Annotated in this window: 23 protein-coding genes; 15 read left to right on the forward strand and 8 right to left on the reverse strand. The window is 68.2% G+C overall.

Annotated elements, in window-relative coordinates; all coding sequences use genetic code 11:
* Positions 1-39 precede the first annotated feature (39 nt).
* The 8 genes from rpsF (at position 40) to H507_RS0102145 (ending at position 6,171) form a co-directional block, all read left to right on the forward strand.
* Positions 40-327, forward strand: a complete 288-nt coding sequence (gene rpsF / locus H507_RS0102110; protein WP_022909078.1) for a 30S ribosomal protein S6 — start codon at positions 40-42, stop codon at positions 325-327.
* Positions 328-426: 99 nt separating this feature from the next.
* Complete coding sequence (locus H507_RS0102115; RefSeq protein WP_022909079.1) at positions 427-969, forward strand: single-stranded DNA-binding protein; 543 nt, start codon at positions 427-429, stop codon at positions 967-969.
* Positions 970-1,101: 132 nt separating this feature from the next.
* Positions 1,102-1,341, forward strand: a complete 240-nt coding sequence (gene rpsR, locus H507_RS0102120) for a 30S ribosomal protein S18 (RefSeq protein WP_022909080.1) — start codon at positions 1,102-1,104, stop codon at positions 1,339-1,341.
* Positions 1,342-1,358: 17 nt separating this feature from the next.
* Entirely contained in the window at positions 1,359-1,808 is a 450-nt protein-coding gene (gene rplI / locus H507_RS0102125; protein WP_022909081.1) for a 50S ribosomal protein L9, read from the forward strand.
* Positions 1,809-2,192: 384 nt separating this feature from the next.
* The gene (locus tag H507_RS0102130) at positions 2,193-3,500 is read left to right on the forward strand and encodes an extracellular solute-binding protein (RefSeq protein ID WP_022909082.1); all 1,308 of its coding nucleotides are present in this window, start codon (positions 2,193-2,195) and stop codon (positions 3,498-3,500) included.
* Complete coding sequence (locus H507_RS0102135; RefSeq protein ID WP_022909083.1) at positions 3,497-4,423, forward strand: carbohydrate ABC transporter permease; 927 nt, start codon at positions 3,497-3,499, stop codon at positions 4,421-4,423. The genes H507_RS0102130 and H507_RS0102135 overlap by 4 nt, the downstream gene beginning before the upstream one ends.
* A complete protein-coding gene (locus tag H507_RS0102140; protein WP_022909084.1) occupies positions 4,413-5,375 on the forward strand; it encodes a carbohydrate ABC transporter permease in 963 nt (320 codons plus the stop codon). The genes H507_RS0102135 and H507_RS0102140 overlap by 11 nt, the downstream gene beginning before the upstream one ends.
* 85 nt (positions 5,376-5,460) lie before the next feature.
* Positions 5,461-6,171 carry a hypothetical protein gene (locus H507_RS0102145; protein ID WP_022909085.1) on the forward strand — a complete coding sequence of 237 codons (711 nt, stop codon included), beginning with the start codon at positions 5,461-5,463 and terminating at the stop codon, positions 6,169-6,171.
* Positions 6,172-6,180: 9 nt separating this feature from the next.
* On the opposite strand, the gene H507_RS0102150 is transcribed toward H507_RS0102145, so the two are convergent.
* Together H507_RS0102150 and H507_RS0102155 are read right to left on the reverse strand one after the other, a co-directional pair.
* On the reverse strand, positions 6,181-6,729 hold the full coding sequence (locus H507_RS0102150; RefSeq protein ID WP_022909086.1) for an NUDIX hydrolase: 549 nt from the start codon (positions 6,727-6,729) through the stop codon (positions 6,181-6,183).
* 146 nt (positions 6,730-6,875) lie between these two features.
* Positions 6,876-7,160 carry a GNAT family N-acetyltransferase gene (locus H507_RS0102155; RefSeq protein ID WP_022909087.1) on the reverse strand — a complete coding sequence of 95 codons (285 nt, stop codon included), beginning with the start codon at positions 7,158-7,160 and terminating at the stop codon, positions 6,876-6,878.
* A gap of 62 nt (positions 7,161-7,222) precedes the next feature.
* Between H507_RS0102155 and H507_RS0102160 the strand changes: the two genes are divergently transcribed.
* Positions 7,223-8,098: a phosphotransferase enzyme family protein gene (locus H507_RS0102160; RefSeq protein ID WP_022909088.1), complete on the forward strand. Its 876-nt coding sequence runs from the start codon at positions 7,223-7,225 to the stop codon at positions 8,096-8,098.
* Positions 8,099-8,148: 50 nt separating this feature from the next.
* On the opposite strand, the gene H507_RS0102165 is transcribed toward H507_RS0102160, so the two are convergent.
* Together H507_RS0102165 and H507_RS14105 are read right to left on the reverse strand one after the other, a co-directional pair.
* Entirely contained in the window at positions 8,149-8,943 is a 795-nt protein-coding gene (locus H507_RS0102165) for a siderophore-interacting protein (protein ID WP_022909089.1), read from the reverse strand.
* A 45-nt stretch (positions 8,944-8,988) separates the two neighbouring features.
* Complete coding sequence (locus H507_RS14105) at positions 8,989-10,455, reverse strand: YibE/F family protein (RefSeq protein WP_051139605.1); 1,467 nt, start codon at positions 10,453-10,455, stop codon at positions 8,989-8,991.
* Between the two features lie 91 nt (positions 10,456-10,546).
* Between H507_RS14105 and H507_RS0102175 the strand changes: the two genes are divergently transcribed.
* Positions 10,547-11,527, forward strand: coding sequence for a DNA-3-methyladenine glycosylase family protein (locus tag H507_RS0102175; protein WP_022909091.1), 981 nt, complete (start codon positions 10,547-10,549; stop codon positions 11,525-11,527).
* Between the two features lie 82 nt (positions 11,528-11,609).
* Here H507_RS0102175 and H507_RS14110 read toward each other — a convergent pair whose 3' ends face one another.
* The 4 genes from H507_RS14110 to H507_RS17110 all read right to left on the reverse strand — a co-directional run bounded on the left by H507_RS14110 (position 11,610) and on the right by H507_RS17110 (position 17,271).
* Positions 11,610-14,120, reverse strand: a complete 2,511-nt coding sequence (locus H507_RS14110; RefSeq protein ID WP_051139606.1) for a sodium-translocating pyrophosphatase — start codon at positions 14,118-14,120, stop codon at positions 11,610-11,612.
* Positions 14,121-14,237: 117 nt separating this feature from the next.
* A complete protein-coding gene (locus H507_RS0102185) occupies positions 14,238-15,581 on the reverse strand; it encodes a sensor histidine kinase (protein WP_040437623.1) in 1,344 nt (447 codons plus the stop codon).
* Between the two features lie 68 nt (positions 15,582-15,649).
* Entirely contained in the window at positions 15,650-16,336 is a 687-nt protein-coding gene (locus H507_RS0102190) for a response regulator transcription factor (RefSeq protein WP_022909094.1), read from the reverse strand.
* Between the two features lie 50 nt (positions 16,337-16,386).
* Positions 16,387-17,271, reverse strand: a complete 885-nt coding sequence (locus tag H507_RS17110) for a Type 1 glutamine amidotransferase-like domain-containing protein (RefSeq protein ID WP_022909095.1) — start codon at positions 17,269-17,271, stop codon at positions 16,387-16,389.
* Between the two features lie 758 nt (positions 17,272-18,029).
* Between H507_RS17110 and H507_RS0102205 the strand changes: the two genes are divergently transcribed.
* The 5 genes from H507_RS0102205 to H507_RS0102225 all read left to right on the forward strand — a co-directional run bounded on the left by H507_RS0102205 (position 18,030) and on the right by H507_RS0102225 (position 23,489).
* Positions 18,030-19,760, forward strand: coding sequence for a nitrite/sulfite reductase (locus tag H507_RS0102205; protein ID WP_022909097.1), 1,731 nt, complete (start codon positions 18,030-18,032; stop codon positions 19,758-19,760).
* On the forward strand, positions 19,757-20,632 hold the full coding sequence (locus H507_RS0102210; protein ID WP_022909098.1) for a phosphoadenylyl-sulfate reductase: 876 nt from the start codon (positions 19,757-19,759) through the stop codon (positions 20,630-20,632). Before H507_RS0102205 ends, H507_RS0102210 begins: the two co-directional genes overlap by 4 nt.
* 123 nt (positions 20,633-20,755) lie before the next feature.
* Positions 20,756-21,610 carry a sulfate adenylyltransferase subunit CysD gene (cysD, locus tag H507_RS0102215; protein WP_245558831.1) on the forward strand — a complete coding sequence of 285 codons (855 nt, stop codon included), beginning with the start codon at positions 20,756-20,758 and terminating at the stop codon, positions 21,608-21,610.
* Complete coding sequence (locus H507_RS14120) at positions 21,610-22,956, forward strand: sulfate adenylyltransferase subunit 1 (RefSeq protein ID WP_022909100.1); 1,347 nt, start codon at positions 21,610-21,612, stop codon at positions 22,954-22,956. The genes cysD and H507_RS14120 overlap by 1 nt, the downstream gene beginning before the upstream one ends.
* Entirely contained in the window at positions 22,956-23,489 is a 534-nt protein-coding gene (locus H507_RS0102225) for a precorrin-2 dehydrogenase/sirohydrochlorin ferrochelatase family protein (RefSeq protein WP_022909101.1), read from the forward strand. Before H507_RS14120 ends, H507_RS0102225 begins: the two co-directional genes overlap by 1 nt.
* The last annotated feature ends 22 nt before the right edge of the window (positions 23,490-23,511 follow it).

Below are 23,511 nucleotides of genomic sequence, written 5' to 3' on the forward strand. Positions count from 1 at the left end.
ACTCGTGGCCGCTGAGACCAGAGGAGGTGGAGTTCGCGCATGCGTAAGTACGAAGTCATGGTCATCATCGACCCAGACGTCGACGACCGTCAGGTTTCTCCCCTTGTTGAGAAGCACACCGCCGTCATCACCAACGCCCAGGGCACGATCGACAACGTCGACGTGTGGGGCCGCCGTCGGTTCTCCTACGACATCAACAAGAAGTCGGAAGGTTCCTACGTCGTCATCACCCTGACCGCCGAGCCCGCAGCTGTGAAGGAGATGGACCGTCTCATGTCCATCGACGAGCAGGTCATGCGAACCAAGGTTCAGCGGCTCGACGCCTGAGTAGTTGTCCACAGCCTTGGGTCGGGGCCTTCACTCTGTCAGTGCTCACTGGCAGGCTGAGGTCGACAGCCCAAGCTCACGTCCGATTCGGAGACCCACATGGCAGGCGACACGCCCATCACCATCATCGGCAACCTCACCGCCGACCCAGAACTGCGCTTCACCCCGTCGGGTGCGGCCGTGGCCAGCTTCACCGTGGCCTCGACCCCGCGCACGTTCGACCGTCAGTCCGGTGAGTGGAAAGACGGTGACGCCATGTTCCTCAACTGTTCGGTGTGGCGTCAGGCGGCCGAGAACGTGACCGAGTCCCTCACCAAGGGCATGCGCGTCATCGTGAACGGTCGACTGAAGTCACGCAGCTACGAGACCCGCGAGGGTGAGCGGCGCACCGTGTTCGAGGTCGAGGTCGAAGAGGTCGGTCCCTCCCTGCGCTACGCCAACGCCAAGGTCAACCGGAACCCCAGCGGTGCCGGTGGTGGCCAGGGCGGTGGCGGCGGCTGGCAACAGCAGCAGTCGCAGGGCGGCGGTCAGGGTGGTTCAGGCCAGGGCGGCTGGAACAACTCGGGCAGCCAGGGTGGCGACAACCGCGGCGGCGGCACCGATCCCTGGGCCTCGGCCCAAGCCGAGGAGCCCCCGTTCTGATGAAGCGCCCCTGATCGGGAGACCGATCGGATTCGGGTCGTCAACTGACCACCCACCCGTTCCCGGCGGCTCGTCCGCCATCCACGACAGGCCCTTCCGGCGAGAGCCGGGCCCACACGAAGGAGCACCACAATGGCCGGTCCACAGCGCAAGCCTGTGAACAAGAAGAAGATTGTCCCGGTGAAGGCGGTTCGCATCGCCAACGTCGACTACAAGGACACCGCAACCCTGCGCAAGTTCATCTCCGAGCGCGGGAAGATCCGCGCCCGCCGCGTCACGGGCCTCTCGGTCCAGGACCAGCGCAAGGTCGCCATCGCGATCAAGAACGCGCGTGAGATGGCTCTGCTGCCCTACGCCTCGACCGCTCGCTGAGAAAGGGATTTGAATAGATGAAGCTCATTCTCACCGCCCCGATCGCCAAGCTCGGCATCGCCGGCGACATCGTCGAGGTCAAGGACGGCTACGGCCGCAACTACCTGCTCCCGCAGGGCAAGGCGATCGCCTGGACCCGCGGCGCAGACAAGCAGATCGAGGGCCTCAAGCGCGCTCGGGACGCCCGCGAGGTGCGCGACCTCGGCCACGCCAACGAACTGCGCCAGCAGATCGAGGGTCTGACCATCGAACTGCCGGCTCGTTCCGGTGGCGAGGGCAGGCTGTTCGGTGCGGTCACCGCCGCCGACCTGGCCCTGGCCGTCAAGAAGGCCGGTGGCCCGGCCGTCGACAAGCGGTCCATCCAGATCGCCAAGCCGATCAAGACCGTGGGCAGCCACACCATCGGCATCAAGCTGCACGAGGGCGTCACCGCCCACGTCGCAGTGTCGGTCGTCGCCGCCAACTGATTCATCCACGGCGCGGTTGCGCGTCCGTGACGACAGGGGCTCGGATCCTTCGGGATCCGGGCCCCTGTCGCGTCTGGTCCCCTGATCCGACCCAGGCCGATGAGCCGGACCTGGTCATCGCTCATCCCTGCGCACCTTCCCGCCCGTCGTCCCGCCCGCTCCTCGCGCCCCGCCGAGGGAAGGGATGCGCCGCCACCGGGCTGGTCCGAGCAAGGCAAGTCTTGGCAACCACGAGGAGGTGGTCGAGTGGACACGATTGGATCACGGCACTGGGCAAGCGCTTTCCCTGCGCGTAGAGTGCCGGAAACGGACCTACCCCACCGGTGGACAGTCCACCTTCGTCAACGTCGATGAAACCGGCCGTTCGCGGCCGAAGGAGGAAACATGCTCAACCGTCGTCAGCTGCTCGGCGCCGCCGGCGCCGCCGGTCTCGGACTGGCCGCATCCGCCTGTGGCACCACCTCGACCACAAGCGGCTCGAAAACCCCCGCGAAGGCCAACTCCAGCGCCGAGCTCAAGGGCACGATCAACCTGTTGACCCCGGAGTTCGCCGGTGCTGAGGGCAAGGCCGCGCTCGAGGGCAAGGTGCTCAAGGGCTTCACCGACAAGCACCCCGGCGTGAAGTTCCAGGTCGACTACACCCCCTGGGACAAGCTCAACGAGAAGCTCTCGACGCAGATCGCCGGCGGCAGCCCGTCCGACGTGATCATGTTCGGCATGGGGTGGACGCAGCCGTTCGCCCACAAGAAGATCGTGGCCGAGATCGACAAGTCGGCCATCGGCGCCGACGACGTCGTGCCCAACCTGCTCGAGAACGCCTCGTACAACGGCAAGCTCTACTCGGTGCCGATGCACCTGGAGTCTCGTCCGTTCATCTACCGCAAGGACCTGCTGGGCAAGGCGGGCATCGGCGAGGACGCCATGAACGTCGAGACCGTCGACCAGTTCACCAGCCTGCTGAAGGAGATCAAGGCCAAGACCGGCAAGACCCCGCTCGACATGTTGGCGTCGAGCCTTCGTCAGGCCTGGGGACAGATGATCTTCGCCTTCGGTGGCACCCAGTTCGCTCCCGACGGCATGAGCATCACCTTCGACCAGGAGCCCGGGGTCAAGGCGCTGCAGTGGCTCGTCGACCTGCAGAAGGAAGGCCTGTCGGACTTCAACCAGCGTGTGGCCACCGGTCAGCCCGGGGCGTACCAGACCGGCAAGGCGATGATCGGCTGGCAGTCGTCGGGTGTCTGGCCCACCTTCGCCAAGCAGGCGCCCGACCTGCTCAAGGACGAGAACCTGGGCATCATGCTGTGCCCCGGCACCTCGGCCGACAAGAAGGTCATCTACCAGGGCGGCACCCTCGCGGCCCTCTCGACCCGCTCCAAGAACCCCGAAGCCGCCATCGCGGTCATCGAGTACATGATGAGCGACTACGGCCTCACCGAGCAGGTGCGTTTCACCGGCAAGGTGCCCGCCCGCAAGCTGCCCCCGGATCCCGAGCTGGACGCCAACAAGTTGGCCGCCTTCTCGTCGGAGAACCTCAAGTACTCGGTGACCGATGGTGGCACCCCGGCGTGGATGGAGATCCGAGGGAAGATGGACCCGGTCATGGAGGCCGCGATCCTCGGCAAGAAGTCGGTGAGTGACACGATCGCCGAACTCAAGAAGTTGGCCGAGGACGCGATCGGCCGCGTGAAGTGACCGCTACGGTCACCGCGGCGCCTGCGGGGGCCACCAGCCCCCGCAGACGGTCGTCGCAGCGCTCCGAGAAGCTGTGGGGCTGGCTGCTCACGCTCCCGGCGTTCGTGCACACCCTGTTGTGGGTCGGCGGCCCGGTGATCGCCGCCATCGTGCTGAGCTTCACCGACTTCGACGTGGTCAACCCGCCGGTGTTCAACGGTGGCGTCAACTACTCCGAGATCATGGGCGACGACGTCTTCTGGCGGGCGCTGTGGCACAACCTGATCATGGTGGCCATCGGCGTGCCCATCTCGATGTTCATCGCGCTGGTGCTGGCCGTCGCCCTCAACCAGGGTCTGAAGGGGCAGTCATGGTTCCGCACCATGATCTTCATGCCCCACGTCACCGCGACGGTTGCCATCGCCATGATCTGGTTGTGGATCTACGCCCCCAACGCCGGCGGTCTGGGGAACGTGATGCTGGGCTTCGTGGGCATCACCCCGCAGTCGTGGCTCACCAACTCCAACCTGGCGTTGCCAGCCGTGATCATCGTCACCATCTGGCAGGGAATCGGCCTGAAGATGCTGATCTACCTGGCTGCCCTCCAAGGGGTGTCCCAGGAGCTCTACGAGGCCGCCGACGTCGACGGGGCCTCGACCATCAAGAAGTTCGTCCACATCACGGTGCCGATGCTTCGTCCGGCGACCTTCTTCGTGCTGGTCACCTCGATCATCGGCAACTTCCAGACCTTCGACCTGATCTTCAACCTGACCAACGGTGGCCCTGCCAATGCCACCACGGTGATCACCTACCAGATCTATGTGGCTGCCTTCCAGCAGTTCCGCATGGGCTACGCGACCGCCCAGTCGGTGGTGCTGTTGCTGGTGCTGATCGTGATCACCCTGATCTCACGCAAGGTGGTGGGTGGTACCGATGGCGACTGACCTGCACATCCCCGGTGACGTCACTGACGACACCATCGAGGAGATCAGACCGGCTGAGGTCTCCCACACCGTCAAGGGGGTCTCACAACGCAAGCGCCGACGGCTCAGGCGCACCATCCTGTGGATCGTCCTGCTGATCGTGTCGCTCGGCATGGTGCTGCCGTTCGTGTGGATGTTCTTCACCGCCGTCCGCTCACCCGCCGAGATCGGTATGGAGCGGCCACCCTTCATCCCACAGGAGTGGCACTTCGAGAACTTCGGACGAGCGCTTCGGGCCGCCCCGTTCGGGATCTATGCCCGCAACAGCTTCATCATCGGCGCCTTCAACGTGGTGTCGACGCTGGTGCTGGGCAGTGCCGCCGGGTACGCGCTGGCCAAACTGAGGTTCAAGGCGGCCCCGTTCATCTTCGCCTGGTTCCTGGCGACGATGATGATCCCGTTCTATGCGACCGTGATCCCCGCCTTCCTGATGGTGCGCTTCATGCCCCTGTTCGGCGGCAACAACATCCTGGGTCAGGGGGGTCAGGGCTGGATCGACTCCTGGTGGGGTCTGCTGGTGCCCGGCATGGTGTCGACCTTCTCGATCTTCCTGCTGCGCCAGTTCTACGTGACCACGCCCTCGGAACTGATCGAGGCGGCCCGTCTCGACGGACTGTCGGAACCCCGCATCTGGCTGCAGATCATGACTCCGCTGATCAAGCCGGGGCTGCTCACCGTGGGCCTGCTGGCCTTCGAGGCCGGCTGGAACAACTTCCTGTGGCCCCTGCTGGTGACCTCGAGTGAGAACCTGCGGGTGATCCAGTTGGGTCTGTCGGTCTTCAGGCAGGAGTCGGTGACCGAGTGGGAACTGCTGATGGCGGCGACCACCATGGCTGCTGTGCCGATGATCGTGCTGTTCCTGATCTTCCAGCGCTACTTCGTGAACGGGTTCGTGAACTCGGGCATCAAGTGACGCTGCCCCCCAGGAAGCCGACGGCCCGGGTGTCCGATCACCCGGGCGGTTCGGTCATCGGGCACTGATCGGCCACACTCGACCCATGGCGAAACGTTCACCCACCCCCCGCACCGGCCCCGACCGCACCCAGCGGTTCATGGGCTTCCTACGGAGGCCCACCGCGTTCCTGGCTTCCAACTGGGCGGGAATCATCGCCGTCGTGAGCGTGCTCCTGTCGGTGCCTGGTCTGGCCGGTGTCACCCGGGTCGTCACCTCGCTCAACCGGCACGCGGACGACGCCTGGACCACCGTGTGGAGGCAGGTGGCGAGCACGTGGCGGCGCGACCTCCCCGTCTCGCTGTTGCTGTGGATCGTGACCTGGGGCTCACTGGCCAATCTCTGGGCCGCGGCGCAGGTCGACTCGAGCACCCGCGTCCTGGTGATCGGTGTACTGGCACCGGTGGTCTGGGCACTGACCGTGCTCCTGGCCGCCTACACGCTGGCCGCCTCGGCGAGACCGGTGACGGCCACGCGCACCGAGGTGCTGCAACTGGCCGCGATGGTGATGAAGCAACGCCCCGTGCGTGCCTGGCTGACCCCGCTCGTGCTGGTGGTCTGCCTGCCGGTCGTGCTCTTCCCGCCCCTCACCGTGGCGGTGGGGTTGAGCGTCCCCGCCTGGTTGGTGGGTGACTGGTGGGGCATCAGGGCCTGGCGCGAGCAGCTCGACACGCACGTGGAGGACGGTCCTGCCGTCGATCCCCCCGACCTCGAACGGCGATGGCGGGCGATGCTGCAGCAATCGGACGAGGGATGAGTCCCGACCTCAGCTGATCGACTCCTGGTGCAGCGGGAACTCGCCGCGCTCCAGATCGTCCACCCAGTGGCGCAGGGTCAGCCGCACCGTGCGGAAGGCCAACTTCTCCCACGGTATGTCGGCGACGTCGAACAGCCTGTTCTCGATCGTCTCGATGCCGGGTGACAGGTCCAGGTCGGCAAGGCTCGCCCGGAAGAAGAGGTGCACCTGCCCGGCGCGGAGCACGTCGATGGCTGTGTACAGCCCGTGCATCGTGACCCGGGCACCAGCCTCCTCGCGGGTCTCGCGCTCGGCCCCCGCCGCGATCGTCTCGCCCAGTTCCAGGAAGCCACCGGGCAGCGTCCAGAAGTACTTGCGAGGCTCGATGTTGCGGCGACACAGCAGCACGCTTCGTCCGTCGTCCCAGGTCGGCACCGTGCCGACGACATTGATCGGGTTGACGTAGTCGATGTATCCACACGCCGGGCAGACCGGTCGCGGCCGGTCCTCCATCGGCGGTACCTGCTGCTGCATGGGTGTTCCGCACAGACGGCAGAAGCGGATGTCGGGGGCGGTCACGGGTTCACCCTAGCCGCGCGGGTGGTACGGCTGGTGGCACGTCGACCCAACCCCGGGACGACCACGGCGTAATTACACGCTTGTGGTTTTCCACACTGTGGACAACCCCTGTGGACAACTCTCACCGAGGGGTGCGCCCCAGCTGGTCAGGCGGCCAGCAGGTCGGCGTAGTCGTCGTGCTTGTCGATGTAGGAGGCGATGAACGGGCAGGTCGGAATGACCGTCTGCTCGGCTTGCCGGATCTGGTCGAGGGCACCGCGGACGAGCTTGGCCCCGACGCCCTGGCCACCGAACTGGGGGAACACCTCGGTGTGGGTGAGGTCGAGTACGTCTCCCGCGGCCTCGTAGTCGATGAACCCTGCGAGTTCACCGTCGAGATGCGCCTCGAAGCGGGAGGAGTCGGGCTGCTGGGTCACGGTCAGGTCTGCCATGCGTCCAGTGTGCCTCGGCCGGCGTGCTCAGGGGGAACTGTCGTGACCACTACGCTGGCGCGATGGACGACGTGATCCTCGAGGGCTGGCCCGATCATGGCTGGTTGACCCAGCACTGGCCCCAGTTGGCGCACATCACCCTGACCGAGGTCAACGGCGGCGGGCTGCGGATGCTCACCGAGCACGGCGCTGTGCACGTCAAGAAGCGGCCGCGCCAGAGCGTGGGCGCGGAGGTGTGGATCCTCGATGAGCTCACGGCCCGCGGAGTGCCCGTCACCCAGCTGTTGCCCAGTGTCACGGGTGCCAAGCACCAGATGCACGGCAATGACGCGATCCTGGTCTACAGCGAGATCGACGGGCATGCGTGGCACGACTACACCCTGCCGGGCACCGATGATCGGGTCCGGTTGGTCGGTGGGGCCGCCGCCAGTCTCCACGCCGCGATGGCCGACATCGACATCACCGAGGCGATCGCCCGTGGTCTGCACGTGCGCCGCCGACGTCGTGGCACCGAGGGCCTGCCGCTGCAGATCATCCATCGTGACTTCCACGCGGGCAACGTCCTGTTCGTTGGCGAGCAGGTCAGCGGCTACATCGACTTCGACCACCTCGAACTCGGACCCCGCTGGGTCGACCCGCTGTACGGGTCACTGTCGGTGATGGCCCGATTGTTCGAGGCGGGACGCGAGGACGAGTGGTTGCCGCTGCTCGAGTCGATGGTGCGCGGCTATCACGCCGTCAGCCCCATCACCGACCTGGAAGTCGCACGCACGGTCGAGCTGATGATCGGCATCGAGGAGGACTTCCTCGCGTGGTTCCTGCCTGAACAGGACGAGGCCAACGCGCTGCTGACGGTGTTGATGATCGAACGTGTCCACCGGCTGCGCCGACCCATCCTCGACCTCGTCGGTGACATCGCGAGATCTGCACCTCGCTGAGATCTGGGTCTGGGGTCAGATCTGGGCCTGGGTGAGATCTGGGCCTGGGATCAGATCTCGGCCTGGGACTGCCTGACGAAGTCCTTCTTCACCGAGCGCCACTGCTCGTCGTCCAGGCCACGTCGCCAGTACGGGGAGCACGACAGCAGTTCGCGGTCGACCCGTCCTTGTCGAAGGACCACCCGCCGGGCCAGCCTGGTCTCCATGGCCTCACCGTGCACGAACGCGCTGACCCTGCCCTGCTGGTGAGGTAGGGACGCGATCGCGTTCGCCAGCAGTCTGTCGGGGTCGTCCACCCCTGCACGGTGCACCCAGACGATGGTCAGGTCGCCGGGTGAGCTGAGGTCGAGTTCGCCGTCGGCCGAGTCGACCTCGGCCACCACCGTGACCGGACGACCGGCCGGCACCCGCTCGCAGGCGACGGAGATCGCGGGCAGGGCGGACTCGTCACCGACGAAGAGGTAGGCATCCGCCTCGGGGTGGGGCGTGTACTCGCCCCCGGGGCCCTTCAACTGCAGCAGGTCACCCGCAGCGGCGGTCCTGGCCCAGACCCCGGCGTGACCGACGTCTCCGTGGGCGACGAAGTCGAGGGTGAGCTGACGGGAGTCCTCGTCCCAGTGCCTGACCGTGATCCGCCTCGGGAAGGGGCGCTGCTCCCGCGGCAGGTCCTTCACCTGATCGGTCTCGAAGGGCACCCCGTACGGTGCTCCCTCCGGGATGAAGGAACAGTTGACGTAGGAGTCCGCGAACTCGCTGGGCACGAACTCGGACAATCCCTCACCGCCGAGCACGACCCGCCACAGGTCACCGCCGAGTCGCTGGGTCGAGATCACGCTGCCGTACATGGCGCTCCTGTCGTGGGTGCGGAGTGGCTGGGTCTGGTGGGCATGTCACGGAGTGGGACGGCGGTAGGCCCGGTCGTCATTGAACTCCTGGGCCGCCGAGGGGGGCGACTCGTCCACCGATCGGGCCCCCGCCGGGTCGCCCTGCAGCGGGCCGGGCCGGGCCGGCATCGGCTCGTCCAGGGGTACCGGCTGGTCGAGTGCCGGGGCATCGTCCACGGGCCGGCGCTCCGGGACCTCCAACGGCGGCTGGTGCGGGGCATGGTCGTCGGTTGCCGGATCGGTGGCCGTGAATGGGGCCCGGTGTCGACCCAGCCCGATGGCGGCAACACCGACCGCAGTGGTGACGGGCACGGCCAGCACCAGCCCGATCGAGGCGATCGTGGTGCGCAACACCTCGGCCGCGAACACCTCCGAGGTGAGGGCCTCACCGACGGGCCTCTGCAGCACCGACAACAGCAGCAGCACCGGGAGCGCCGCCCCCGCCGCCGCGAAGGCGATGGTGTAGACCGTCGATGCGATGTGGTCCCGACCGATGCGCATGGCGCTGGAGAACAGCCTGCGCCGGTCGGTGACGGTGTCGGCCAACTCCCAGACGGCAGACGCCTGGGTGATGGTCACGTCGTTGAGCGCCCCCATGGCCGCCACGATCACCGCGCAGATCACCACCGAGGTCAGCTTCAGGTCGGGGGAGGCCGCCGAGAGACTGAAGTCGTCCTCGCCGCCGATGCCCGTCAGGTGGGCCCAGCGCACGCCCACCGCGCCCAGGACGGCCGTCAACAGCAGCCCGAACAGCGTGCCGACCAGGGCCGTCGTGGTGCGAAGGGTGAAGCCGTGGGCGAAGTAGAGCACCACGAACATGATCGCCGCGCTGCCCACCACGCCCACCAGCACCGGGTCCTTGCCCTCGATCAGGGCGGGCAGCATGAACCGGGCAATCATGAAGAAGGCGAACCCGAGTCCGACGATCGCGAGCAGTCCTCGAAGCCTCGCCACGGCCACCACGGCAACGGCGAACGCCACCGCGAACACCGTCAGGGGGATCGTGCGCTCGAAGTCACGGAAGGAGTAGATGACCTCGGTGGGGCTCGTCCCCGCCAGCGGGATGCGATAGACCGAGACCTTGTCGCCGACGCTGACCCCCGAGCGCAGATGCGCATTCGTGAGGGTGAACGACTGGCTGGTGCCACGGTCGGGGCCGTCGTCGATGCGGACGTCGATGGCGACACACTCCGAGTCGGCGCCGGGCACGGCACCCGCCTGACCGTTGCAGCCGACGCTCTGGGTGGCGGTGATCGTGCCCACCTGGGTTGTCGCCCCGGGGACGACCTGCTCGATGCCGGTCGTGTCGATGTGCTTGGTGACGTCGTCGGGCCACAGCGCGACCAGGCCGATCAGGGTCGCCACCGCCAGTGGGATCAGGGCACCGACCAGCCAGGCCAAGGCCGAGCGGCGGTGCTCCCGCTGCGTCGGCGTGAGGTCGACCTCGGTCGAGCCGTGGTGGTGGTGTGACACCCGCACCCCCTTCGTCGCGGTCGATGCGGCCCTCGGTCGTCCGCGTGGTCGAGGGCGGTGCCCGTCGATGGCGCCACACTACAGTGACCCCATGCAGCGCAAGGGCCCCGTCGGGCGGGTGGTTCCGGGGCTCGCGCCCTGCCTCGACTCGAACCTCGCGCGACACCAGCGAGGCCACGGGGACCCCACGCATCGGCACCGTCACGGAACCTGGTGGCGTGCCTCGACCACTCCCGAGGGGCCGGCTCTCACGGAGTTCACCGCGCGGGGTGAGGACGTCGACGTGCGGGCCTGGGGCCCCGGCGCCGGCTGGGCGCTGGCCTCGGCGCCACGGCTGCTGGGCTCCGACGACCGCCTGGACGTGATCGCGGAGGACCATCCCCTGCGCACCCACCCGGTCGTCGGCCCCCTCGCGCGGGCACACCTGCAGCCCATCGGCCGCAGCGAGTTGGTCGCCGAGTCACTCGCGCCCACGGTGATCGAGCAGAAGGTCACCGGCGCCGAGGCCTTTGCTGCCCTGCGCACCCTGATCCGCCAGTACGGGACGGCGGTCACGTGGGTGGACCAGGGCCATCCCGCGGCGGGCATGGTGTGCCCACCGTCGGCCGAACAGTGGGTCGCCATCCCGAGTTGGGCGTTCGTACTGGCCGGGGTCGACCCCCGACGCGCGCGCACCCTGGTCGCAGCGCTGGCTCGGGTGCCCGCGCTGCAACGGATCCTCGACCGTCAGGGGTACGACGACGCCGTGGCTGCCGGCGAGGCGCTGGCGGTCGCGCTGCAGTCACTGCCAGGGATAGGTCCGTGGACGGCCGCCAGGGTTCGGCAGGCCGCCGTCGGTGATCCCGATGCCTGGAGTGTGGACGACTACCACGTGCCCGGGGCCATCAGTCACGCGCTGACCGGTACCCGGTCGTCCCTCGAACCGGGCGACTCGAGGCACGCGACAGTCCTTCTGGTGCCGTTTCGTGGCCACCGCTACCGAGTTGAACTGTTGCTGGCGAGGGCACCTCGTGCCGAGCGCCGGGGTCCACGGCGCAGCCTGCCGACCCATCTTCCGACGCGCTCCTGGTGATCCGGCGGCCGGGACGCACCTGAGCCGGGACCCTGGTGAGGGGTCCCGGCTCAGCTGGGGGAGGTGGCGCTGTCTGCGCGGGTCAGGAGGCTTCGGCCACGTCGACGGCCGGTTCTACTTTGAGGTCCTCCAGTTCTTCCCCGATGCGCATCGAGTAGAAGGAGCGGCGGACGAAGACCAGCGAGGCGAGCAGGAAGACGGCAGCAAGGACACCGGTCAACACGCCACCGAAGTCGTGGCGCAGCAGCACGGCCAGTTCGACGGCCAGCAGTCCGAACAGGGTCGTGAACTTGATCACCGGGTTGAGCGCCACCGACGAGGTGTCCTTGTAGGGGTCACCCACCGTGTCGCCGACGATGGTGGCCTCGTGCAGGGCAGTTCCCTTGCGACCGAGGTCGACCTCGACGAGCTTCTTGGCGTTGTCCCAGGCGCCGCCGGCGTTGGCCATGAAGATCGCCTGGTAGAGACCGAACATCGCCAACGAGATCAGGTAACCGATGAAGAAGTACGGGTCGACGAAGGCGAAGGCCAAGGTGGCGAAGAAGACACCGAGGAAGATGTTGAACATCCCTCGCTGGGCGTACCTGGTGCAGATCTCGACGACCTTCGACGAGTCCTCGGCACTGGCGCGGGTGTTGTCACCCTTGAGGTCGATCGTGGCGCTGATGAACTCCACCGCTCGGTAGGCACCGGTGGTGACGGCCTGGATCGAGGCGCCCGTGAACCAGTAGATGACGGCGCCACCCATCAGCAGGCCGAGCAGGAAGGGGGCGTGCAGCAGCGACAGGTTGGCCACGTCATGGGTCAGACCGTCGGTGAGACCCATCATGATCGAGAAGATCATGGTGGTCGCGCCCACCACCGCGGTGCCGATCAACACCGGCTTGGCGGTGGCCTTGAACGTGTTGCCGGCACCGTCATTGGCCTCCAGCAGCAACTTGGCCTGCTCGAAGTCGGGACGGCGACCGAACTCCGCCTCCAGTTCGTCCTCGACCCCCAACTGCTCGATGGTCGACAGTTCGAAGACCGACTGGGCGTTGTCGGTGACCGGTCCGTAGCTGTCGACGGCGATCGTCACCGGTCCCATGCCGAGGAAGCCGAAGGCGACCAAGCCGAACGCGAACACGGCAGGTGCGGTCATGAATTGCCCCAGCCCGGTGGTCGACATCCAGTACGCGACCGCCATCAGCGCGGTGATGGCGCCCCCGATCCAGTAGGCCGAGAAGTTGCCGGCGACCAGGCCCGACAGCACGTTCAGCGATGCCCCGCCCTTGCTGGACGAGACCACCACCTCGCGGACGTGCCGGGACTTGACCGACGTGAACACCTTGACCAGCTCGGGGATGAGCGCACCGGCAAGCGTCCCGCAGGAGACGATCAGCGACAACTTCCACCACAGTCCGTCCCCGAGGCCACTGATCAGCAGCCACGAGGTGCCGAAGGTGGCGGCGAGGCAGACCACCGAGGTGAGCCACACCAGACTGGTGAGCGGCTTCTCGAAGTCCATGGTCACGGCATCGGACCAGCGGGCGTTCGTGATGGCGGCATTGAGGTAGTACGACGCGGCTGAGGCCACCATCATCACGGCGCGGATGACGAACAACCAGACGAGCAGCTGCACCTGCAACTGCTGCTGGTGCACGCCCAGCAGGATGAAGGTGATCAGGGCCACGCCGGTGACACCGTAGGTCTCGAACCCGTCGGCCGAGGGACCGACCGAGTCGCCGGCGTTGTCGCCGGTGCAGTCGGCGATGACGCCGGGGTTGCGGGCGTCGTCCTCCTTGATGCCGAAGGCGATCTTCATGAGGTCGGCACCGATGTCGGCGATCTTGGTGAAGATGCCGCCGGCGATGCGCAGGGCCGACGCGCCCAGGGACTCACCGATCGCGAACCCGATGAAGCAGGCGCCGGCGATCTCACCGGGCAGGAAGACGAGGATGATCAGCATCATGGCCAGCTCGACCGAGATCAGCACCATGCCGATGCTCATGCCCGAGCGCAGCGGGATGTCGTGGACCGGAAGGGCCTTGCCGCTGAGAGAGGCATGGGCGGTGCGCGAGTTGGCCAGGGTGTTGACCCGGATGCCGTACCAGGCGACACCGTAGGAGCCAGCCATGCCGATCAGCGAGAAGGCGATCACCACGGCGGTGCGGCCGACACCGAAACCGAGCCACAGGTAGTAGCCGATGATGATGGCCGCGATGAAGGCCCACAGCATCAACAGGAACTGGCCCTGCTTGCGCAGGTAGGCCTTGCAGGTGGTGTAGATCAGTTCCGAGATCTCCCGCATGGAGGAGTGGGCGGGCATCGCCTTGAGCTGACGGTAGGTGAGCAGCCCGAAGCCGAGGCCGAGGGCGCACACGATCAGGCCGAGCCCCAGCAGCAGGTTGCCGGGCAGACCCAGGAATTCGACGCTGCCCAGGTCGGGCAACTGCAGACTGGCCTCACCCCCCACCCGCGTCCCTGACGGGCCGGAGCACCCGGCCAGCAGTGCGGTCAACCCGATCGCGACCATGGCGCCGCGAGCGCGGCGACCCAGGAATCTGGACGGGCTGGATGGTTGGGGAGTGACTCTGGGCCGCGTGACCTTCATCGGTGACAGCTTTCCTGCGCTGGGCTGGTGGGGCGGCGTCGAAAGCGCCGTCAACTAGATACTACGACGCGTAGTATTGGACGATTCGGGGGGTGCGCTAAGCAGTGGGGGAAGGCCTCAGGGCTCGTCGAGAGGGCGCTGGCTACCGGGCAGGATCACGGTGAACTCGGCACCACCCTCGGCCGAGTGCCCCGCGCGGACCGTGCCGCCGTGGGCCTCGACGGTGTGTGCGACGATCGACAGGCCCAGCCCGGTGCCCGGGGTGTTGCGCGCGCGGTCGGAGCGGAAGAAGCGGTCGAAGACATGGGGGAGGTCTTCCTCGGCGATGCCCGGGCCCTGGTCGGAGATGCGCAACCGGTCGCCCTCGAGGTGGACCCGGATGGTGCCCCCCGGCGGGGAGAACTTCACCGCGTTGTCGAGCAGGTTGGTGACGGCTCGCTCCAGGTTGTCCGACTCCCCGAGCAGGTAGAGGGGGTTGAGTTCCACGTCGAAGACGAGCCCCGGCCCCCGACGTCGAGCCCGGACGATGGCCGAACGCACCACCTCGGCGAAGTCGATGGGCTCGCGCGAGATCGCCACCCGGTCGTCACGGCTCAACTGCACCAGGTCGCCGACCAGCGAGGTGAACTCGCCCAGCGACCCGGCCACGTCGTGCAGGATCTCGGCCCTGGCCCCCGGTGGCAGCATGCCGGTCTTGTCGTCGGCGATGAGGAGTTCGACGTTGGTGCGCATCGAGGTGAGCGGGGTGCGCAGCTCGTGCCCGGCGTCGGCGATCAACCTCTTCTGGCGCTCGCGGGAACTGGCGAGCGAGTTGAGCATGGTGTTGAACGATTCCGTCAGATTGCCCAGGTCGTCCGACTGCGCGATCTGCACCGGACGAAGGTCGTCGGTCTCGGTGATCCTGGCCACGGCGTTGGCCAACTGGCGCAGGGGCTTCACCGCCGATCGTCCCAGCGCCCAGCCCAGCAGGCCGAGCCCTACCACGCCGGCGGCGCCCACGAGCACCAGCACCACGGTCAACCGGCTCAGGGTCTCGTCGGTGGGGGCCAGGGGTTGCGCGACCACCAGGGCATAGGACTGACCGTCGATCACCAGCGGTGTGGCGAGCACCCGCAACCGTTGCCCCCGCAGGAGTTGGGTATGCGCGGGGCTGGCGTGTTGGGTGCGGGCCACGGTCAGCTCGTCCGGACCCGGGGTGAGCACCGTCTCGGCTCCCGGCAGTCCGGTCACCTGGCCGTCGGCGCGCACCAGCACGAGGCTGGTCTGGGTGGGGGCAAGAGCCTCCGCAGAGAGTCCACCCATGTTCTCGAGGTCACCCTGGATGGGCGCGGAGAACTGACCACTCATGGCCACCAGTTCGTTGTCGAGCTGGTGGTACAGCGACCAGCGGGTACTGGCCCAAGCTGCGCCTCCCACGAGCAGCACGGCCACCACCAGCCCGACCACCAGCATCGACACCATCCGCCGGCCCAGCGGGGCCGGCTCCGGGGACGACCACGAAGGGGTCAGTCGTCGGGTCAACCAGTCGATCACGGGGGGGTTTCGCGCAGCACGTAGCCGATCCCACGCACGGTGTGGATCAGGCGCGACTCACCCTCACCCTCGGTCTTGCGGCGCAGGTAGCCGATGTAGACCTCCAGCGAGTTGGCCGTGGTGGGGAAGTCGAACCCCCACACCTCGTTCAACAGCCAGCCGCGCTCGAGCACGCGCCGCGGGTGCTCCATGAACACGTGGAGCAGGGCGAACTCGGTGCGGGTGAGGCTGATCCGGCGACCGTTGCGGGTCACCTCGCGGGTCTGGGGGTCGAGGTGCAGGTCCTCGAAGCTGAGCGTCTCGGAGTTCTGCTCCGGTTCGGGACGACTGCGCCGGGTGAGCGCGCGCAGCCGGGCGAGCAGTTCATCGAGGGCGAAGGGCTTGACCATGTAGTCGTCGGCGCCCGCGTCGAGCCCGTCCACCCGGTCGCCGACGGCGTCACGGGCGGTGAGGATCAGGATCGGCACGTCGTTGCCGCCGCCGCGCAGCATGCGGGTGGTCTCGAGTCCGTCGAGTCGAGGCATCATGACGTCCATCACGACCGCGTCGGGACGCACGGCCGACAGCTTGGCCATCGCCTCCAGACCGTCCTGGGCGGTGGCGACCTCGTAGCCGGAGTACTGCAGCGATCGCGCCAGCGAGTCGCGCACGGCTTGGTCGTCGTCCACCACCAGAATCTGCATGAGGCTACCTTGCCATGTCGAGGATCGATCGTGGCACCGGACCCGGGGCGTCAGCCCTCGTCGCTCGTTCGCACTGGTTCCTCGGTGTGGACGAGAACGCCGTGGCTCTCCTTCGAGAACCAGCGCAGGCGACCTCGTCCGAGTCGGGTGGTGCGTCCCGACGCCGGCTCGACCACCAAGGCGGTGCCCTCGTCGATGGCAACCGCGTGGCCCGCGAGGTTTCGCTCGATCGCCGAGATGACGATGCCCTCGTTCGACCACTCATCGGTGTGCACCTGCACGAGCGCGCTCACCAGGGCGAGGCCGTCGACCACGGTCAACTCGCGCAGGTCCTCGGCCGCGAACTCCTGCTGAACCCGGATGCCGTCGGCGAACTGTCCGCCCACCAGCGCGTGCCGAGCGGCGATCGAGGCCCCCGCGGAGAAGCCGAGATAGGGCAGGTCGCGACGCACAGCCCGGGCGATCTGGTCGCGGTGCGGGAGCAGGCAGTGCAGATATCCCGGCGTCCAGCCGCCCCCCACCACCAGACCGGCGGCCTGCGAGAGATCGGGCAGGGTCGGGGCTGGGGGTTCGGTGACCGGTTCAGGGGTGGACGACGGTTCGGTGGCGTCCTGGGCGGGGGTGGCTTGGTCGGGGGTGGCGTCGTCGGGGCTGGGTGTGGACGACCCGAACGTCGGGTCTGCCAGGAAGGCCTCGGTCGGGCGAAGGGTCACCAGTTCGATCGGCGCCTCTGGCCAGCGGGCCAGGATCGGGTCGGTGTAGCCAGCGGTCCACTCGGGCGACAGCCCACCGTCCTCGGGGAGTTCCAGCAGGCAGACCACGATCGGACGAGTCCCATCGCCGCCCGAGCGTCGCTTGGCCTCGGCGACGAAGGAGTCCCACACCCCGTCGAGCCCCTCGACCTGTGCACCACTGCCCACCAGATGGATCGTCATGGTCCCGATGCTAGTGGGCCCGGTCGGGGCCGGGCTGGTCACTCTTCCGGGTTGGGGGACGGTGGAGGTCGGCGGGACCAGGACCGACACCTCCGGCCCGGTCGAGGTGAGGGGGGGTGCGGGCGGCGTTGTGGTCCATTCTGTGACCCGATCCTCGGGCGACGGCGGCGCCGGAGGAGCGCAGTTGGTGCGGCACCTCAGGTTGTGATGCAGCAGGTTGCATCAGGATGGCCCGCACAGCCGCATTCGGGGCCGCGGTCGTGGTCGTGGCGCAACCTGCTGTCCCAGTCCACGCTGTTCGTCCCCTTCCCCGGGTCCCTCTCGCCGGAGCCTGCGCGTCTGACGCGCCCGTCACTCTGCGCACTTGCCTGCTCTGCGCGCCTGCCTGCTCTGCGCACTTGCCTACTCTGGGCGCCCGCCACTACTTCGGTTCCGCCCCCTTGGTGGTGCCCTCCGTCCCGGTTCGCCGCCAGGTGCCCTCATCCCGCCCAGTTTGCCCCCGTTGGGACCGCTTGCCCTGCCCTGGAACGAGGGCAACTGCGCCGGACGAGGGCAGCTGGCTCGGAACGCGGGCATCTGGTTCGGGGCGCCCGGCACCCGCCGCGGACCCGAGCGAGGGACCCCCGCCACATGCGCCAGGCACGCACACAGTCCGCCGACGCTGGAAGTCGTCCTCGTTCCACCTAGTCGGTGGCAGCTCGTCCCACGATGCGGTCGCTCACTATTCGTCTTCCGTATGACATCAATAACATGTGCTTATGACCCAAGCCCCCTCCGCGCCCCAGACGGCTCCAGCCGAGCACACGGGCGCCCGCACCCGTGGCCCGCGCGCCGGCACCAACAACGGCCAGTGGCTCGTCAGCGGTCGTGAGCCCCTGAATGCGAACGAGGTCTTCAAGGCGGAGTCCGATGTGCTCGAGGTGCGCGACCGCATCATCTCGACTTACGCAAGGGACGGCTTCGACTCCATCGACGGGGACGACCTGCACGGCCGCTTCCGCTGGTGGGGCCTGTACACCCAGCGCAAGCCCGGTATCGACGGGGGCCGGACCGCCCAACTCGAGGCGCACGAGTTGGAGGACAAGTTCTTCATGATGCGGGTGCGCCTCGACGGCGGCGCCCTCACCCAGCAGCAGGTGCAGACCCTCGCCGACATCTCGCGCGACCACGCACGCGGCACCGGGGACATCAGCGACCGCCAGAACCTGCAGTACCACTGGATCTCCATCGAGGACGTCCCCACCATCTGGGACAAGCTCGAGGCCGCGGGCATGCGCACCGTCGAGGCCTGCGGTGACTGCCCCCGCGTCATCCTCGGTTCCCCCGTGGCCGGCGTCGCGGTCGACGAACTGATCGACCCCACCCCGGTGATCGACGAGATCCTCCACCGCTACATCGGCGACCCGGAACTGGCGAACCTGCCTCGCAAGTTCAAGTCGGCCATCACGGGGCATCCGAGCCACGACGTCGTCCACGAGATCAACGACATCTCCCTGGTGGCGGTCGAGCACCCCGAACTGGGCATCGGCTACGACCTGTGGGTCGGCGGTGCACTGTCGACGGCGCCCAGGTTGGCCGAGCGGCTCGGTGCGTTCGTCCGACCCGAGGAGGCGGCCGAGGTCTGGTACGGGGTCACCCGCATCTTCCGTGACTACGGCTACCGCCGGCTGCGCAACAAGGCCCGACTGAAGTTCCTGCTCAACGACTGGGGTACCGAGAAGTTCCGTCAGGTGCTGGAGCAGGAGTACCTGGGCCGGGCGCTGCCCGACGGCCCCGAGGCCCGCCCCGACGGGTCCGCCTCCGACCACATCGGTGTGCACGCCCAGAAGGACGGCAACCACTACATCGGGGCCGCCCCGGTGGTGGGTCGCATGGGTGCCGACACCCTGCAGGGTCTGGCCGACCTGATGACCAGCGTCGGCTCCGACCGGGCGAGGTTCACCCCCCACCAGAAGGTGCTGCTGCTCGACGTCGCTCCCGACCACCTCGACGCGGCTGTCGCCGGGCTCGATGCCCTCGGGTTGCAGACCCGACCCAGCGCTTTCCGCCGCGGCACCATGGCCTGCACGGGCATCGAGTTCTGCAAGCTCGCCATCGTCGACACCAAGGACACGGCGACCGCCGCGATCCGCGAGTTGGACGATCGCCTGGCCGATCTCGAACTGACCGATCCGCTGACCCTGCACCTGAACGGCTGCCCCAACTCCTGCGCCCGCATCCAGACCGCCGACATCGGCCTCAAGGGGCAACTCGTCCTGGGCGACGACGGCGAACAGGTCCCCGGCTTCCAGGTGCACCTGGGCGGAGGCCTGGCCACCCACGGTCGTCCGGAGGCGGGACTGGGTCGCACCGTGCGCGGCCTCAAGGTGACCGCCGACAACCTCACCGACTACGTCGAGCGGGTCGTGCGGCGGTGGCACGGCGAGCGCACCGACGGCGAGACCTTCGCCGCCTGGGTCCATCGAGCCGAGGACGAGGCACTGGTATGACCCTCAGCCCATTCCGCACCGCCACCCATCCGGCGACCCCACGGGACCGCACCCTGCACCATGTTCCCGCCGACACCACCGCACCGTTGTGGGCGCAACCCCACGCGTTCGAGCACGAGGGCATGTTCGCGGCCCTGCGCACCGTTCCGCGTGAGCGCCAGCGCACCTCGGACGAACTGCGCACTCTCGCCGACGCCGGGAACCGACGCTTCGCCGCACCACCCGCCGATGCCCTGCAGGGTGCGACCGAGGTCATCGCCTGGGCCGCCGAGGCGTTCGGTCACCGCGTCGCGGTGGCCTGCTCGATGGCCGCCGACACGGTGCTCGCCCACCTGGTGAGCTCACGGATCCCCCAGGTCGACACGCTCTTCCTCGACACGGGCTACCACTTCCCCGAGACCCGGGGTCTGCGCGCTGAACTGCCGCTCGCGATGCCCGTGAACGTCGTCGATGTGCTGCCCTTGCAGACCGTCGCCGAACAGGACGCCGAGTACGGGGCCAAGCTGCACGATCGCGACCCGGGCCTGTGCTGCCAGCTGCGCAAGGTCGAACCGCTGGCCCGGGAGTTGAAGGGCTACGAGGCGTGGTTCACCGGGGTCCGCAGGGACGAGGCCCCCACTCGCGCCACCACCGAGTTGGTGACCTTCGACGAGCGGCACGGACTGGTGAAGATCAACCCGCTGGCCCACTGGAGCTTCGACGACGTCATCGACTACGCCGAGGCACACCAGGTGCCCGTCAACCCGCTGCTGGCCGAGGGCTACCCCTCCATCGGTTGCGCCCCCTGCACTCGTCGGGTCGCCCCCGGCGAGGACCCCCGCTCGGGCCGCTGGGCCGGACTGTCCAAGACCGAATGTGGCATCCACCTCTGAGAGGGCACGATGACTGTGACTGAGAAGACCCTGGCCGACGGCCCCGTCGACCCACTCGACGTGCTGCCCATCGCCGACGAACACCGCGTCGTCGACAACCTCGACCTGCTCGAGGCCGAGGCGATGCTGGTGATCCGCGAGGTCGTGGCCGAGCTCGAGCGTCCCGTGATCCTGTTCTCGGGCGGCAAGGACTCCGCCGTGCTGCTTCACGTGGCACTCAAGGCCTACTACCCGGCCAAGCCACCGCTCACCCTGCTGCACGTCGACACCGGGCACAACTTCCCCGAGGTGCTCGAGTACCGCGACAGGCAGGTCGGCAGGTACGGTCTGCGGCTCGAGGTCGCCCGGGTGCAGGACTACCTCGACGACGGACGGCTCAGCGAGCGCGCCGACGGCACCCGCAACCCGCTGCAGACCCTGCCGCTGCTCGACGCCATCGCCGAGCACCGCTTCGACGGTGTCTTCGGTGGCGCCCGCCGCGACGAGGAGAAGGCCCGCGCCAAGGAGCGCATCGTCAGCCTGCGCAACGAGTTCGGTCAGTGGGATCCCCGCGGTCAGCGCCCCGAACTGTGGAGCCTGTTCAACCCCCGGCATCGTCCGGGTGAGCACGTACGCGTGTTCCCCCTGTCGAACTGGACCGAGCTCGACATCTGGCGCTACATCGAGCGCGAGCAGATCGACCTGCCCAGCCTCTACTTCGCCCACGAGCGCGAGGTCTTCCAGCGCGACGGCATGTGGCTGGCCGTCGGCGAGCACAACACGGTGCGCGCCAACGAGACCGTCGAGACCCGCACCGTCCGCTACCGCACCGTCGGCGACATGTCGTGCACGGGGGCCGTCGTGTCCGACGCCGCCGCCGTCGACGACATCGTCCGAGAAACCGCCCTCAGCACCGTCTCCGAGCGGGGCGCCACGCGCGCCGACGACCGGATCACCGAGGCTGCCATGGAAGACCGCAAGAAGGAGGGGTACTTCTGATGAGCACCTCAACCCTGCTCCGCCTGGCCACTGCAGGCAGTGTCGACGACGGCAAGTCCACGCTCGTTGGCCGGCTGCTGCACGACTCGAAGTCGGTGATGGCCGACCAGTTGGAGGCCGTGGAGCGGGCCAGCCGTGACCGTGGCCTGACCGCCGCCGACCTCGCCCTGCTCACCGACGGTCTGCGGGCCGAGCGTGAACAAGGCATCACCATCGACGTGGCCTACCGCTACTTCGCGACCGCCCAGCGCTCCTTCGTGCTGGCCGACTGCCCCGGGCACGTGCAGTACACCCGCAACACCGTCACCGGTTCGTCGACGGCTGACGTGGTCGTACTGCTGGCCGACGTGCGCCACGGCGTGGTCGAGCAGACCCGCCGGCACCTCGCCGTCGCAGCCCTGCTGCGGGTGCCGCACGTGATCGTCGCCGTCAACAAGATCGACCTGGTCGACTACGACGCCGACAAGTACGCGGCGGTCGATGCCTCGGTGCGCCAGCTGGCCGACCAGTTGGGTGTCGTCGACGTGCACACCATCCCGGTGTCGGCACTGGCTGGTGACAATGTCGTGGACGAGTCGAACCGCACTCCCTGGTACGAGGGTCCCTCGCTGTTGCACCTGCTCGAGCAGTTGCCGATCGAGGCCGAGGAACTGGCCGCCGACCGGCAGGTGCGGTTGCCCGTGCAGACGGTTCTTCGTCCCCAGCAGGCAGCCCGTGATCCCCGTTTCGTCGAGTACCGCGGCTACGCCGGCCCGGTCGTGCAGGGCACCATCACTGTCGGCGACCCCATCACCGTGCTGCCCTCGGGGTTGCGCTCCACCGTCACCGGTATCACCATCGGCGACCGTGAGGTGAGCCGAGCCAGCGCGCCCCTGTCGGTGGCGGTCGAACTCGCCGATGACATCGACATCGCGCGCGGCGACGTCATCGTCGGCGGTGACCAGCAGCCCGTGAACGCCCGCGACCTCGACGCCACCGTGTGCTGGCTGTCGGAGCGTCCCCTGCGTCCCCGGGCCAGGCTGCTTCTCAAGCACCTGACCCGCACCACCCAGGTGATCGTCGACGACATCTCGGGGGTGCTCGACCTGCACAGCCTGGTCGCGCAGCCGGCCGAGACCCTCGGACTCAACGACCTCGGACGAGTCCGGCTGCGGTTGGCGAACCCGATCGTGGCCGAGCCCTACAGCACGTCACGGCGCACCGGGGCCTTCCTGCTGATCGACCCCAGCGACGGTTCGACGCTGGCGGCCGGCATGATCCGTGAGGCCCGCGACCCCGACTCCGCCGAATCGGCCGAGAGGGACCTCGAGGCCCGCAGCCAGGCCTCCCAGGACTGGATCATCTGATGGGCACACCGGGGGACGAGGCGCTCGCACCGCTCTGGCTCGACCTGTCGGGCCGTCGGGTGACCCTGGTCGGGGGCGGACCCGTGGCTGCCCGCCGCGCCCGCACCTTCCTGGCCGACGGTGCACGCGTGCTTGTGATCTCTCCCGAACTGGACGACGACCTGTCGGCCCTCGTCGGGCAGGGGCTCGTCCGGTGGGTCGAGCGCGAGTACCGCGGCCCCGGTGACCTCGACGGTGCCTGGCTGGTGCACGCGGCCACCGGCAACCTCGACGTCGACCTCGCGGTGGCCGACGACGCCGACGACCTGCAGAAGTTCTGCATCGTCGCCTCCCGAGCCGTGCTGGGGTCGGCCGCCGTGGCGGCCCGCACCTCGGCGGACACCCCGACGGGGAGGGTGCAGGTCGCCGTCCACGGTGGCGGGGACCCTCGACGGTCGGTGGCGGTACGCGACGCCGTCGCCCGCCTGCTCTGTACGGGGGGGGCTGACCTCAGCCCCAGGCGCGACGCGTCGCCCAGCCGGCACGTCGCCTGACCCCGTCCACCTCGATTCGCTC

Source organism: Aestuariimicrobium kwangyangense DSM 21549 (assembly GCF_000421525.1).
Classification (GTDB): domain Bacteria; phylum Actinomycetota; class Actinomycetes; order Propionibacteriales; family Propionibacteriaceae; genus Aestuariimicrobium; species Aestuariimicrobium kwangyangense.

Bases quoted from the DNA above. Each gene is read 5' to 3' on its own strand.
- rpsF (WP_022909078.1), top strand. From the start codon at position 40: ATGCGTAAGTACGAAGTCATGGTCATCATCGACCCAGACGTCGACGAC.
- H507_RS0102115 (WP_022909079.1), top strand. From the start codon at position 427: ATGGCAGGCGACACGCCCATCACCATCATCGGCAACCTCACCGCCGAC.
- rpsR (WP_022909080.1), top strand. From the start codon at position 1,102: ATGGCCGGTCCACAGCGCAAGCCTGTGAACAAGAAGAAGATTGTCCCG.
- rplI (WP_022909081.1), top strand. From the start codon at position 1,359: ATGAAGCTCATTCTCACCGCCCCGATCGCCAAGCTCGGCATCGCCGGC.
- H507_RS0102130 (WP_022909082.1), top strand. From the start codon at position 2,193: ATGCTCAACCGTCGTCAGCTGCTCGGCGCCGCCGGCGCCGCCGGTCTC.
- H507_RS0102140 (WP_022909084.1), top strand. From the start codon at position 4,413: ATGGCGACTGACCTGCACATCCCCGGTGACGTCACTGACGACACCATC.
- H507_RS0102145 (WP_022909085.1), top strand. From the start codon at position 5,461: ATGGCGAAACGTTCACCCACCCCCCGCACCGGCCCCGACCGCACCCAG.
- H507_RS0102155 (WP_022909087.1), bottom strand. From the start codon at position 7,160: ATGGCAGACCTGACCGTGACCCAGCAGCCCGACTCCTCCCGCTTCGAG.
- H507_RS0102160 (WP_022909088.1), top strand. From the start codon at position 7,223: ATGGACGACGTGATCCTCGAGGGCTGGCCCGATCATGGCTGGTTGACC.
- H507_RS0102165 (WP_022909089.1), bottom strand. From the start codon at position 8,943: ATGTACGGCAGCGTGATCTCGACCCAGCGACTCGGCGGTGACCTGTGG.
- H507_RS0102175 (WP_022909091.1), top strand. From the start codon at position 10,547: ATGCAGCGCAAGGGCCCCGTCGGGCGGGTGGTTCCGGGGCTCGCGCCC.
- H507_RS14110 (WP_051139606.1), bottom strand. From the start codon at position 14,120: ATGAAGGTCACGCGGCCCAGAGTCACTCCCCAACCATCCAGCCCGTCC.
- H507_RS0102185 (WP_040437623.1), bottom strand. From the start codon at position 15,581: ATGGTGTCGATGCTGGTGGTCGGGCTGGTGGTGGCCGTGCTGCTCGTG.
- H507_RS0102190 (WP_022909094.1), bottom strand. From the start codon at position 16,336: ATGCAGATTCTGGTGGTGGACGACGACCAAGCCGTGCGCGACTCGCTG.
- H507_RS17110 (WP_022909095.1), bottom strand. From the start codon at position 17,271: ATGACGATCCATCTGGTGGGCAGTGGTGCACAGGTCGAGGGGCTCGAC.
- H507_RS0102205 (WP_022909097.1), top strand. From the start codon at position 18,030: ATGACCCAAGCCCCCTCCGCGCCCCAGACGGCTCCAGCCGAGCACACG.
- H507_RS0102210 (WP_022909098.1), top strand. From the start codon at position 19,757: ATGACCCTCAGCCCATTCCGCACCGCCACCCATCCGGCGACCCCACGG.
- cysD (WP_245558831.1), top strand. From the start codon at position 20,756: ATGCTGGTGATCCGCGAGGTCGTGGCCGAGCTCGAGCGTCCCGTGATC.
- H507_RS14120 (WP_022909100.1), top strand. From the start codon at position 21,610: ATGAGCACCTCAACCCTGCTCCGCCTGGCCACTGCAGGCAGTGTCGAC.
- H507_RS0102225 (WP_022909101.1), top strand. From the start codon at position 22,956: ATGGGCACACCGGGGGACGAGGCGCTCGCACCGCTCTGGCTCGACCTG.